Below are 12,470 nucleotides of genomic sequence, written 5' to 3'. Positions count from 1 at the left end.
CCGACGGAAGGAATCCATGAGCACCGCCCACCCGGCCCGGTTCACCCTCGACCCCGCCTTCACCGTCGGCGAGGTCGACCCCCGGCTGTTCGGCTCCTTCGTGGAGCACCTCGGCCGCTGCGTCTACACGGGGGTCTTCGAACCCGGGCACCCCCGTGCCGACGAGCAGGGCCTGCGCACCGACGTCCTGGAACTGGTCCGCGAACTGGGTGTGACCGCCATCCGCTACCCCGGCGGGAACTTCGTCTCCGGCTACCGCTGGGAGGACGGCGTCGGCCCCGCCGAGCAGCGCCCCCGCCGCCTCGACGCCGCCTGGCGTTCGGTGGAGAGCAACCGCTTCGGCCTGGCCGAGTACATCGACTTCGTCCGCAAGGCGGGCGGCGAGCCGATGATGGCCGTCAACCTCGGCACCCGCGGCGTGGCGGAGGCTCGCGAGCTGCTGGAGTACGCCAACCACCCCGGCGGCACCGCCCTGTCCGACCTGCGCGCCGCCCACGGCGACAAGGAGCCCTACGGCATCCGGCTGTGGTGCCTGGGCAACGAGATGGACGGCCCCTGGCAGACCGGCCACAAGACCGCCGCCGAGTACGGCCGGCTGGCCGCCGAGACCGCCCGCGCCATGCGCCAGCTCGACGACTCCCTCGAACTGGTCGCCTGCGGCAGCTCCAGCCAGGCGATGGACACCTTCGCCGCCTGGGAGGCCACCGTCCTGGCCGAGACCTACGACCTGGTCGACCACATCTCCCTGCACGCCTACTACGAGGAGATCGACGGCGACCGCGACTCCTTCCTGGCCTCCGCGGTGGACATGGAGTCCTTCATCGAGAACGTGGTGGCCACCTGCGACCACGTCGGGGCCCGTCTGAAGTCGCCCAAGCGCATCAACCTCTCCTTCGACGAGTGGAACGTCTGGTACCAGCGCCGCTTCCAGGCCGGGCCGCTGCCCGACTGGGAGGAGGCGCCCCGGCTGCTGGAGGACAACTACACCGTCACCGACGCCGTCGTCCTCGGATCCCTGCTCATCGCCCTGCTGCGCCACGCCGACCGGGTGGCCGTCGCCTGCCTGGCGCAGCTCGTCAACGTCATCGCCCCGATCATGACCGAGCCCGGCGGCCCGGCCTGGCGGCAGACCACCTTCTTCCCCTTCGCCCAGGCCTCCCGCCACGGACGCGGGCGGGTGCTGGAGGTACGGGTGCAGTCGCCCACGTACACCACGGCCAGGTACGGCGAGGTGCCGCTGCTGCACGCCACCGCGGTACGGGACGAGGCCACCGGTGCCGTCACCGTCTTCGCCGTCAACCGCGGCCGGCACGGCGCCCTGCCGCTGGAGGTCGCCCTGCACGGGCTGAACCTGGAGCGGGTCGCCGAGCACAGCGTGCTGGCCGACGCCGACCCCGAGGCCCGCAACACCCTCGCCGACCCCGAGCGGGTCGCCCCCCGCCGGGGGGAGGGTACGGAGCTGGACGGCGGGACGCTGCGCGCCACCCTGGAGCCGATGTCGTGGAACATGATCCGGCTCGTGTGACGGGCTGACGTGCTGACGGACTGACGGCAAGGCGGCGGGGGCAGCCCGGTCCGGACCGCCCCCGCCTTACGCGTACCCGCCTTGCGCGCCCTGCCCGGTCTACTCGGCGCGGAAGGAGTGGACGGTGGTGGAGCGGTAGGTGTGCCCCGGCCGCAGCACGGTGGTGGGGAACGACGGCTGGTTGGGGGAGTCGGGGAAGTGCTGGGTCTCCAGGCAGAAACCGTCGCTCTGCCGGTAGACCCGCCCCGAGGTGCCCTCCAGGGTGCCGTCGAGGAAGTTGCCGCTGTAGAACTGCACGCCCGGCTCGGTGGTGGCGATCCGCATCACCCGGCCCGAGACCGGCTCGCGGACGGTGGCGAAGTGCTCGGGCTCGGCGGTGATGCCCTTGTCCAGCACCAGGTTGTGGTCGTAGCCCTGCCCGTACAGGATCTGCGGGTGCGCCTTGCGGATGTCCGTCCCGATCGGCTTGGCCCGCCGGAAGTCCAACGGCGTGCCCGCCACCCGCTCCAGCTCGCCGGTGGGGATCAGCGTCTCGCCCACCGGCGTGTAGCGGGAGGCGGCGATCTCCAGCTCGTGCTCCAGGACGCTGCCGGAGCCCTCGCCGGCGAGGTTGAAGTAGGTGTGGTTGGTGAGGTTGACGACGGTGGGCCGGTCGGTGGTGGCCTCGTAGTCGATGCGGAAGTCGCCGCGGCGGTCCAGCGCGTACTCCACCCGGACCTCCAGCCTTCCGGGGAAGCCCATCTCGCCGTCCTCGCTGGTGCGCGTCAGCACCAGCCCCACCTCGCCGCGCCGGGTGAACGGCTTCACCGCCCACATCCGCTTGTCGAAGCCGCGGTCGCCGCCGTGCAGGGTGTTGTCGCCGTCGTTGCGCGGCAGTTCGTAGGTGCTGCCGTCCAGGGTGAAGCGGCCCTGCGCGATGCGGTTGCCGTAGCGGCCGATGAGCGCGCCGAAGTAGGGGGAGCCGGCCTCGTAGGAGGCCGGGTCACCGAAGCCGAGCGAGACGTTCGCGAGCCGGCCGTGCCGGTCGGGCACCTCCAGGGACTGCACGATGCCCCCGTAGGACAGCACCCGCAGCCGGGTGCCTCCGTACGACAGCGTCCAGACGTCCACCTCCGTGCCGTCCGCCAGCTCGCCGAAGCGGCCGCGACGCGGCGCGGACGGCCGCCCACCCGGACCGCCCGGCTTCGCCTGCGCGGCCCCCGCGCCCGGTCCCGCGGTCGTCGCCGCCGCCAGTCCGGCTGCCGCGGCCGCGCCGATCACATTGCGTCTGCTGGTGCTCACGAGCCCACCTTTCTCTTGTTCCAGACGTCGAATCCCACCGCCGCCAGCAGGACCAGGCCCTTGATGACCTGCTGGTAGTCGGTGCCGATACCCACCAGGGACATGCCGTTGTTGAGCACGCCGAGCACCAGGCCGCCGATGATGGCCCCGAGCACGGTACCCACGCCGCCGCTCATCGAGGCTCCACCGATGAACGCGGCGGCGATCGCCTCCAGCTCGAAGTTGATGCCCGCCTGCGGGGTGCCCGCGTTCAGCCGGGCGGCGTACACGCAGCCCGCCAGCGCCGCCAGCACGCCCATGTTGACGAAGACCAGGAACGTGACCCGCCTGTCCTTCACGCCCGACAGCCTGGCCGCGGCCCGGTTGCCGCCGAGGGCGTACACATGGCGGCCGACGACGGCGTTGCGCATCACGAAGCCCAGCCCGATCAGGATGCCGCACATGATCAGCAGCACCACCGGGACGCCCCGGTAGCTGGCCAGGGTCAGGGTGAACGCCACCACCGCCGCCACGATCGCCACGCACTTGAGGACGAACAGGCTCAGCGGCAGCACCTCCAGCTCGTACTCCCGCTGCCGGCGCCGGCCGCGCCACTCCTGGAACAGCACGATCGCCACCACGACCACACCGATCAGCACCGTCAGGTCGTGGTAGTTCTCCAGCGGGCCGCCCTCGGGCAGGAAGCCCTGGCTGATGTTCTGGAAGCCGCGCGGGAAGGGCGCCAGCGACTGCCCCTCCAACAGGATCTGGGTGCCGCCGCGGAACAGCAGCATCCCCGCCAGGGTCACGATGAACGACGGGATGCCCACATAGGCGATCCAGAACCCCTGCCAGGCGCCGGCCACCGCGCCGATCAGCAGCGAGCAGGCCAGCGCCGCCGGCCAGGACATGTCGTGGTGGACCATCAGCACGGCCGCCGCGGCCCCGACGAAGGCGGCCAGCGAGCCGACCGACAGGTCGATGTGGCCGGCGATGATCACGATCATCATGCCCATGGCCAGGATCAGGATGTAGCTGTTCTGCTGGACGATGTTGGAGACGTTGACGGGCTTGAGCAGATTGCCGTCGGTCCATATCTGGAACAGCACGACGATCAGCGCCAGCGCGACGAGCATCCCGTACTGCCGTGTGTTGGCGCGCACGGTGCGCACCAGCAGCGCCCCGGCGGTTCCGCCCTTCCCGGCGGTGGTCTCTTTCGTCATCGGGCGCTCCGGCTTCCGTCCTCGGTCATGAGTCGCATCAGTACTTCCTGGCTCGCGTCCCCGCGGGCCACCTCACCGGTCAGCCGTCCGGCCGCCATGGTGTAGATCCGGTCGCACATCCCCAGCAGCTCCGGCAGCTCCGAGGAGATCACCAGCACCGCCCGGCCCTGTGCGGCGAGCCGGTCGACGACGGTGTAGATCTCGTACTTCGCCCCGACGTCGATGCCGCGCGTCGGCTCGTCGAGGATCAGCACCTCGGGATCGGTGTGCATCCATTTGCCGAGCACGACCTTCTGCTGGTTGCCGCCGCTGAGCCGGCCGACCTGCTCGGAAACGGTCGGGGTCTTGATGCTCAGCGAGGTGCGGTACCGCTCGGCGACCTGCCGCTCCCGGTGCTCGTCCACCACCCCGGCCCGGGCCAGCTTCGGCAGCGAGGCCAGTGAGACGTTGCGGCTGACGGTGTCGATCAGGTTCAGCCCGTAGGTCTTGCGGTCCTCGGTGACGTACGCCAGCCCGTGCGCGACCGCGGCAGGGACGGTACGGGTGTCCGCCTCCCGGCCGCCGAGGCGGACGGTGCCGCCGTCGTACACCCCGTAGGAGCGGCCGAAGACGCTCATCGCCAGCTCGGTGCGGCCGGCCCCCATCAGCCCGGCGATGCCGACGATCTCGCCGCGCCGCACCGTCAGCGACACGTCGTCGACGACCTTGCGCTGGTGGTCGATGGGGTGGCGGACCGTCCAGCCGGAGACCTCCAGCGCGAGGTGTCCGGCGTCCGGGCCGTCGTAGCGGGTGCGCTCGGGGAAGCGGTGGTCCAGGTCGCGGCCCACCATGCCGCGGATGATCCGGTCCTCCGAGAGCTCCGCCGCCGCCCCGGGGGAGGCGCGGACGGTGAGCGTCTCGACCGTCCGCCCGTCGCGCAGCACGGTGACGGTGTCGGCGATACGGCGGATCTCGCCCAGCTTGTGGGAGATGACGATGCAGGCGATGCCCTGGGAGCGCAGCTCCAGGATGAGGTCGAGGAGCTTGGCGCTGTCCTCGTCGTTGAGCGCCGCGGTCGGCTCGTCCAGGATCAGCAGCCGCACGTCCTTCGCCAGCGCCTTGGCGATCTCCACCAGTTGCTGCTTGCCCACGCCGATGTCGGCGACCCGGGTCTGCGGGTTCTCGCGCAGCCCGACCCGCCGCATCAGCTCGGCGGCGCGGCGGACGGTGTCGTTCCACCGGATGACGCCCCGGGAGGCGTGCTCGTTGCCCAGGAAGATGTTCTCGGCGATGGACAGGTAGGGCACCAGCGCCAGTTCCTGGTGGATGATGACGATGCCGCGCCGCTCGCTGGCCCGGATGTCCCGGAACGCGCACGGCTCGCCCTCGAAGAGGAACTCCCCCTCGTAACTGCCGTGCGGATGGACGCCGCTGAGTACCTTCATCAGTGTCGACTTGCCCGCCCCGTTCTCCCCGCACAGGGCGTGGATCTCGCCGGGGCGGACGGTGAGGTCGACCCCCGACAGCGCTCTGACCCCGGGGAAGGTCTTGGTGATCGAGCGCATCTCCAGAACGCTGCTGCTCATGGCTGTTCCTCGGTGGTCCGGCGCGGGCTACGCGAGCTGGTCGGCGGTGTAGTAGCCCTCGTCCACCAGTAGTTGAGTGTTGGACTTGTCGATGCTGACCGGGTCCAGCAGGTAGGCGGGGACGGTCTTGACGCCGTTGTCGTAGGACTCGGTGTCGTTGACCTCGGGCTTCGTCCCGTTCAGCACGGCGTCGGTCATCCGCACGGCCTGCTTGGCCAGTTCGCGGGTGTCCTTGAAGACGGTCTGGGTCTGCTGGCCCGCGATGATCGACTTGATGGAGGCCAGCTCGGCGTCCTGCCCGGTGACGACGGGGTAGGGCTTGGCACCGGTGCCGTAGCCCGCGCTCTTCAGGGCGGAGATGATGCCGATGGAGATACCGTCGTACGGGGAGAGGACCGCGTCCACGCGCTCGCTGCCGTAGTAGCGGCTGAGCAGGTCGTCCATGCGCTTCTGGGCGGTGCCGCCGTCCCAGCGCAGGGTGGTGACCTGGTTCATCTCGGTCTGGCCGCTGCGCACGACCAGCCGCTCGTCGTCGATGTACGGCTTCAGGACGCTCATCGCGCCGCGGAAGAAGAAGTTGGTGTTGTTGTCGTCGGGCGATCCGGCGAACAGCTCCAGGTTGAACTTCTCCGCCCCGCCCTTCTCCTCCAGCCCGAGCTTCTCGGCGATGTAGCTGCCCTGGAGCTCCCCGACCTTGAAGTTGTCGAAGGTGGCGTAGTAGTCGACGTTCTCGGTGCCGCGGATGAGGCGGTCGTAGGCGATGACGGGGATGCCCGCGTCCTCGGCGCGGCGGAGCACGTTGGTCAGCGAGGAGCCGTCGATCGCGGCGATCACCAGCGCGTCGTGCCCCTTGGAGATCATGTTCTCGATCTGCGCGACCTGGTTCTCCACCTTGTCGTCGCCGTACTGCAGATCGGTCTTGTAGCCCTTGGTCTCGAACTGCTCCACCATGTTCTCGCCGTCGGCTATCCACCGCTCGGAGGACTTGGTGGGCATGGCGATGCCGATGGTGCCCCCCTCGGAGTCGTCCCCGGCGCCGCCGTTCCCGCCGCCCTCGGAGTTCTGGCCGCAGGCGGTGAGGGACAGGGCGAGGGCGGCGCAGGCGCCGACGGCGGCTCTGCGGGCGCGGGTGCGGGCAAGGGCACGGATGCGGTCGCGCATGGTGGTCAGTTCCCTTCGGGCGTGGCGGCTGCGGCGGATGTTCCGGTTTCGTCGGGGAAGCGGTTCAGGGGGCCGGGCAGACGGGAGCCGGGCGGAGACATCCCGTCCCCGGCACCGAGGCGGGCCAGCAGGTCCAGGGCGAGCCGGCCGCGGCGGACCCGCTCGCGGGCGGTGTCCAGGGTCGCGTCACGCAGGTGCGCGCCGTAGGGGTAGATGGCGGGAGCCTTGCTGAGCCCGAACTTGAGGTAGACCGGCGCGCCGCGCCGGATCAGCTCGGCGGCGTCGTACATCCGCACATAGCCGCCGAGGTCGTCGGGGGCCTCCAGATAGAAGTCCATCGGGGCGCGGCTGACCCGGCGGATCTCGGTCAGGTGCTCCAGGGTCAGATCGGAGGGCACGTTGACCGAGTCGGCGCCCAGCCGCTCGAAGACGGCGTACGAGGCCGGGTTGACCGGGCCGATCAGCGCCGACACCTTGAGGGTGGTGTCAGCCGGCAGGACGCCGCGCGTCCGCATCCGGTGCAGTGTGTACAGCACGCCCTCGTCGGCCACCAGCAGGCAGCGCACACCGAGTTCGGTGGCGCGTACGGCGTCCTCGACGCATCCGGCGAGCGCGTCGTGGCCGCGGGCGCGCAGCCCGGCGCCGCCGGAGGGAGTGCGGGTGCCGGCGCCGGCGTCCCAGGTGCCGCGCGGCCCGGTGAACAGGCACAGCTCCACGTTCCGCTCGGCGCAGGCACCGGCCATCTCGGAGATCTCGGCGTCGGTGAGCATCCACACGCCGCTGCCCTGGCTGACGCGGTGGACGGGGACGTCCAGGGCCTCGGCCTCCTTCAGCACGGTGGCCAGCGCCTCGGGTCCCTCGACGGAGGGGATCTCGGTGCGCCAGGTGCCGCCGTCGGGGAAGGTGTGCGGGGAGGAGTCGCGGGGGTCCCGGTCGGGGCAGGGGTGGCCGAGGGAGGCGAGGGCGGCCTCGCCGGGGCGGCGGGGGCCGGAGGGTTTGATGGACGCGTCGGTCACGATGCTCCCTGGTTCGATCTGACTCGATCTCGTTCGGTATTTCGTACGTCGTTCGTATTCGAGGGCGCGGGCCGGGGCCGCGAGCGGCCGGAACGGCGGGGTCAGGGCCGCAGCAGAACCTTGCCGACCCGGGGATCGCCGCCGCCGACCAGCGCGACGGCCGCGGCGAAGTCCTCCAGCGGCAGCTCGTGGGTGATCAGGGGCGTGGGCGCGAGCAGCCCCGCGCCGAAGGCCCGCACCGCATGGGCCCAGGCGGCCGGCGGGGCGCCGAAGACGGACCGGACGGTGAGCTGGCTGACGGACAGATGGACGGGGTCGATGCCCCGCGCGCCCGGCCCGGGCAGCCCGGTCAGCACCACCCGGCCGCCGCGCCGGGCCAGCAGACAGGAGTCGTGGGCGGTGGTGGGCGCGCCGGCGGTCTCCACCACCAGGTCGTAGCGGCTGCGCAGACCGGCGGCCTCCGGCGGGGCGCACACCCCGGTGGCGCCCATGGGCAGTGCCTGCTCGGCGCGTTCGGTGCGGGGGTCGACGACCAGCAGCTCGGCGGGGGAGACCGCGGCCAGCAGCTGCACGGCCAGCAGGCCGAGCGTGCCCGCCCCGACCACGGCGATTCGCTCGCCCGGGCGCGGTCCGCCCGCCAGCACCGCCGCCGCCACCACGGCGGCCGGCTCCAGCAGGGCGGCCGAGCGCAGGTCGGCACGGTCGTCGAGGATGTGCAGCAGCCGGGCGGGCAGGACGAGGAAGTCGGCGAAGGCGCCGGGTCGGGTGAAGCCGGTCTCGTCGTAGCCGCCGGTGCACAGACTGGTGGCGCCCTCGCGGCAGCGGTCGCAGACCAGGCAGGCGCGGAACCCCTCGCCCACCACCTTCCGCCCCACCAGCGCCGGATCGGCCCCGGGACCGACCGCCTCCACCGTGCCGGACCACTCGTGGCCGGGCACGACGGGGTAACGGACGTAGCCCTCGGCGCGGTTGCCCGCGTACACCTCGCGGTCGCTGGCGCAGATCCCCGCCGCGTACACGGCCACCCGCACCTCGCCAGGGCCGGGTTCGGCGCGGGGCGCCTCCACCAGCCGGTGGCGGCCGGGCCGCTCCACGAGGACGGCGCGCCCGGCGGCGCGGACGTCGTCCGGCACCGGGGCGTGTGCGGATGCGTTCACCACTGGCTCCTCCCCGCGTCGCGCGGACCGCCGACGCCCCTGGCGCCCGCCGGAGGACGGACGGCCGCCCCCCGCAGTGGATTCTGCGCCGGATACCCGGACGTGTCACCACCGCCCGGGAGGCCGGCCGCCGTGTGGCCGGACGCGCCGCACCGGCCCGCGCCGCACCGGCGAGCCCGGCGCGTACGGGACCGCGCGCCATCCCCGGCTTCCAGAGGCGCGCCCGCGCACCGGTGTGCGGCAGGGGCGTGAGGCCCGGCCGCCGTGAGCCCCCGGTGCCCGCACCGCCTCACGACCGGGCTCCGCGCGGATCCCGCTTCTCCCAGCCCTCGGCCCACAGGTCGAAGCGGGCCTGCTGCTGCGGGAACTCCGCGGCCGCGTCGGTGTCCAGCTCCACCCCCAGGCCGGGAGCGTCGGGGAGGGAGAAGTAGCCGTCCACGACCTCCGGCGCGCCCCTGACCACCTTCTTGATCTCGGCGTCGGCGAAGTCGTTGAAGTGCTCCAGGATCTTGAAGTTCGGCGTGCAGCCGGCCAGTTGGAGGGAGGCGGCCGTCAGTACCGAGCCGCCCACGTTGTGCGGCGCCACCAGCGTGTAGTGGGTCTCGGCGGTGGCGGCGAGCTTGCGGGTCTCCAGGATGCCGCCGATGTGGCCCAGATCCGGCTGGATGATGTCGGCGGCCTGGGACTCGAACAGCTCGCGGAACTCGATGCGGTCGTGGATGCGCTCGCCGGTGGCGATGGGCATGTCCACCTTCTCGGCCACCTTGGCCAGCGCCTTGAGGTTCTCCGGCGGCACCGGCTCCTCCAGCCAGCTCGGCCGGAACGGCTCGACCTCGCGGGCGATGCGGACGGCCGTGGCGGGGCTGAAGCGGCCGTGCATCTCCAGCAGCAGCTCGCACTCCGGCCCGATCGCGTCCCGCACCGCCTCCACCAGCGCCACCGAACGCAGCGTCTCGGCGTGGTCCAGCTCGAAGTGGCCGGTGCCGAACGGGTCCAGCTTGAGCGCCCGGTAGCCGCGCCCGACGACCCGCAGGGCCGCCTCGTGGAACGCCTGCGGGGTGCGCTCGACGGTGTACCAGCCGTTGGCGTAGGCCTTGACCCGGTCGGTCACCCTGCCGCCCAGCAGCTGCCACACGGGCACGCCCAGCGCCTTGCCCTTGATGTCCCAGCAGGCCATCTCCACGCAGGCGATGCCGGACATCACGATCTCCCCGGCCCGCCCGTAGTCGCCGTACTTCATGCGCCGCACCAGATCCTCGACCGCGAAGGGGTCGGACCCGGCGATGTGGTTGGCCTCGGCCTCGCGCAGGTAGCCGACCAGGGCATCGGTGTGCCCGAGCATCCGGGTCTCGCCGACGCCGGTGAGCCCCTCGTCGGTGTGCACCTGGACATAGGTCAGGTTGCGCCACGGAGTACCGACGACATGCGTGCTGATCCCGGTGATGCGCACAGCGGCTGCCCTTCTCTGTCGTTCGATATCTCGTCACACGTTCGAAATGCTGGCGCGAATGTAATGACGGGGCTCGACCGGCGTCAATGGGGCGGGCGCGGATTTCCGCCGCTCAGGCGGGCGGGGAAACGGCGGTGACCTGTCGGTGCGCGATCTCGGCGAGCGCGCGCTGGCCCTCCGGGCCGGGGTGGAACCAGTCCCAGGAGCTCAGCTCACGGACGGTGAAGCGGTAGCCGTGCACCGCCCCGCCGTCGTGCCGGCAGCGCCTGTCGCGCTCGCAGACCTCCGCCAGCGCGGCGTTGTACGCCCGCACCCGTGCCGACACCTTCGCGCGGCGCTCCGCCGCCTCGGCGTCCGAGGCCCCCGCCCCGCCCAGCATCGACGGGCAGATGCCGAGCTGCCACACCTGTGCGGCCACCGGATGCGACCGGCCCAGGGACCACAGCCGCTCCAGGTCCGGCACGCCGGCCACGTACACCTGGGTCCTCGGCGAGGCCCGGCGCAGGATGCGCAGCGCCTCGGCGAAGTCGGCGCGGAACTCCTCCACCGGCGTCATCCGCCCCACTGTCGCCCGGCAGGCGTCGTTCGCCCCGATCAGCACCGTCACCAGCTCCGGCCGGTGCGTCGCCGCCCTCCGGGCCTGGGCGGGCAGCTCGGCCATCAGGGCGCCGGAGCGCGCGTGGTTCCAGGTCGCGTCGGCGGGGACGCCCAGCCGCCGCGCCAGGCTGTCCACCTCCGGGGAGGTGCCGGTGGCCCAGGACGCCTCCGGGCAGTCGTCCAGCAGCGAGCAGGCGTCGAAGGCACGGGTGATGGAGTCGCCCAGGGCCGCCAGTGAGCCGGGGCCGGTGTCCCATGAGGGAGAAGGAGAGGGCGAGGGAGAGGGCGAGAGGGACGGGGAGGAGGGGCGGGCGCCGGCGGACGCGCCCCGGGAGTGCGGCGCACCACCGCCGGAACCACCGCACGACACGGCGAACACGACGAGGGCCACGGTGGCGGCGACCGCGGCCCAGGCGGCGGGCGGCAGCCCCTTGCGGCGGGTGCGCCCCGTGGGCGGAGGGCCGGACGGCGTGTTGTCTCGCACGGGCGCTCCCCCGTTCCTTCCGGTGTCCCGGTGGGGTGATGGTTCGGACGGGTGGGTTGACCGCCTCGGCCGACGGTACGTCACCCCATGGGTGCCGTGGCACGGTAGCTTTTGCCATGACGGTCCGAAAATGGCCGCCGGACACGTTTGACAGATTACATCGCGTCACTTGCTGTCCCTTTTAGGGAGAATCGGCACGGATAGTGTTTACTGTTCGTAACTTCGGGAGCCGGAAGACACGTGACCGATGGGACAGGATGTCAACCGGTGACCCGGCGCATGGCCGGCAGGGATTCGAGGCCGCCACGGAAGGTCGCACTCGAACCACACAGGAGGTCCCGGTGACGACACGTGGAGTTCTGTACGTGCACTCCGCCCCCCGCGCACTGTGCCCGCACGTCGAATGGGCCGTCGCGGGAGTGCTCGGCGCACGCGTCAGCCTCGACTGGATCAAGCAGCCCGCCTCCCCGGGCACCTGGCGCGCGGAGCTGTCCTGGCAGGGCGAACCCGGCACCGCCTCCAAACTCGCCTCCGCGCTGCGCGGCTGGCGCATGCTCCGCTTCGAGGTGACCTCCGAGCCCTGCTCCACCGCGGAGGGCGAGCGTTACAGCTCCACCCCCGAGCTGGGCATCTTCCACGCCGTCACCGGCATGCACGGCGACATCCTCATCCCCGAGGACCGGCTGCGCGCCGCCGTGGACCGTGCCGCGCGCGGCGAGACCGAGCTGGAGGCCGAGATCTCCAAGCTTCTCGGCAAGCCCTGGGACGACGAACTGGAGCCCTTCCGCTACGCGGGCGAGGGCGCCCCGGTGCGCTGGCTGCACCAGGTGGTCTGACACCGGCGCGGCCGCGCGACGACGCGGCCGTACCCACCGGGCCCGGAGCCCGTCCGGGCCGTACACCCCGTCCGGCCGAGCCCGGTGGACAGGGAGGGTGCCCGCCCGTCCCCGGTGCCGGCGCCACGGGCGCGGTGACGGCTCACGGCCTCCCGCGCCGGCCCGGCCTCCGCCTCCGCCTTCTGCGGCCGACCCC

General features: G+C 72.2%; 10 protein-coding genes. 2 read left to right on the top strand and 8 right to left on the bottom strand.

All coding sequences use genetic code 11. The annotated features are described in order from the left end of the window. The first annotated feature begins 16 nt into the window (after positions 1-16). Positions 17-1,525: an arabinosylfuranosidase ArfA gene (gene arfA / locus BM237_RS08885; RefSeq protein WP_093849000.1), complete on the top strand. Its 1,509-nt coding sequence runs from the start codon at positions 17-19 to the stop codon at positions 1,523-1,525. Positions 1,526-1,624: 99 nt separating this feature from the next. On the opposite strand, the gene BM237_RS08880 is transcribed toward arfA, so the two are convergent. The 8 genes from BM237_RS08880 to BM237_RS08845 form a co-directional block, all read right to left on the bottom strand. Beyond that, entirely contained in the window at positions 1,625-2,806 is a 1,182-nt protein-coding gene (locus BM237_RS08880; protein WP_093848999.1) for an aldose epimerase family protein, read from the bottom strand. Then, positions 2,803-4,008 (bottom strand): multiple monosaccharide ABC transporter permease, encoded by a 1,206-nt coding sequence (mmsB, locus tag BM237_RS08875; protein ID WP_093848998.1) that lies wholly within the window; start codon positions 4,006-4,008, stop codon positions 2,803-2,805. Before mmsB ends, BM237_RS08880 begins: the two co-directional genes overlap by 4 nt. Beyond that, positions 4,005-5,573, bottom strand: a complete 1,569-nt coding sequence (gene mmsA, locus BM237_RS08870; protein ID WP_093848997.1) for a multiple monosaccharide ABC transporter ATP-binding protein — start codon at positions 5,571-5,573, stop codon at positions 4,005-4,007. Before mmsA ends, mmsB begins: the two co-directional genes overlap by 4 nt. Positions 5,574-5,600: 27 nt before the next feature. Then, a complete protein-coding gene (gene chvE / locus BM237_RS08865; protein WP_093848996.1) occupies positions 5,601-6,734 on the bottom strand; it encodes a multiple monosaccharide ABC transporter substrate-binding protein in 1,134 nt (377 codons plus the stop codon). Between the two features lie 5 nt (positions 6,735-6,739). Further along, positions 6,740-7,750: a hypothetical protein gene (locus tag BM237_RS08860; RefSeq protein ID WP_175540941.1), complete on the bottom strand. Its 1,011-nt coding sequence runs from the start codon at positions 7,748-7,750 to the stop codon at positions 6,740-6,742. A gap of 101 nt (positions 7,751-7,851) precedes the next feature. Continuing rightward, entirely contained in the window at positions 7,852-8,907 is a 1,056-nt protein-coding gene (locus tag BM237_RS08855) for a zinc-dependent alcohol dehydrogenase (protein ID WP_245793502.1), read from the bottom strand. Positions 8,908-9,196: 289 nt separating this feature from the next. After that, positions 9,197-10,357, bottom strand: coding sequence for a mandelate racemase/muconate lactonizing enzyme family protein (locus tag BM237_RS08850; protein ID WP_093848995.1), 1,161 nt, complete (start codon positions 10,355-10,357; stop codon positions 9,197-9,199). 112 nt (positions 10,358-10,469) lie between these two features. Next, positions 10,470-11,438 (bottom strand): SGNH/GDSL hydrolase family protein, encoded by a 969-nt coding sequence (locus BM237_RS08845; RefSeq protein ID WP_245793501.1) that lies wholly within the window; start codon positions 11,436-11,438, stop codon positions 10,470-10,472. A gap of 341 nt (positions 11,439-11,779) precedes the next feature. On the opposite strand from BM237_RS08845, the gene BM237_RS08840 reads away from it, so the two are divergent. After that, positions 11,780-12,274, top strand: coding sequence for a DUF3145 domain-containing protein (locus tag BM237_RS08840; RefSeq protein WP_093654684.1), 495 nt, complete (start codon positions 11,780-11,782; stop codon positions 12,272-12,274). Positions 12,275-12,470 lie beyond the last annotated feature (196 nt).

This window comes from Streptomyces mangrovi, from assembly GCF_900114215.1.
Classification (GTDB): Bacteria; Actinomycetota; Actinomycetes; order Streptomycetales; family Streptomycetaceae; genus Streptomyces; species Streptomyces barkulensis.
Note: the sequence above shows the minus strand (reverse complement) of the source record. Positions and strands in the feature narration are given on the sequence as shown.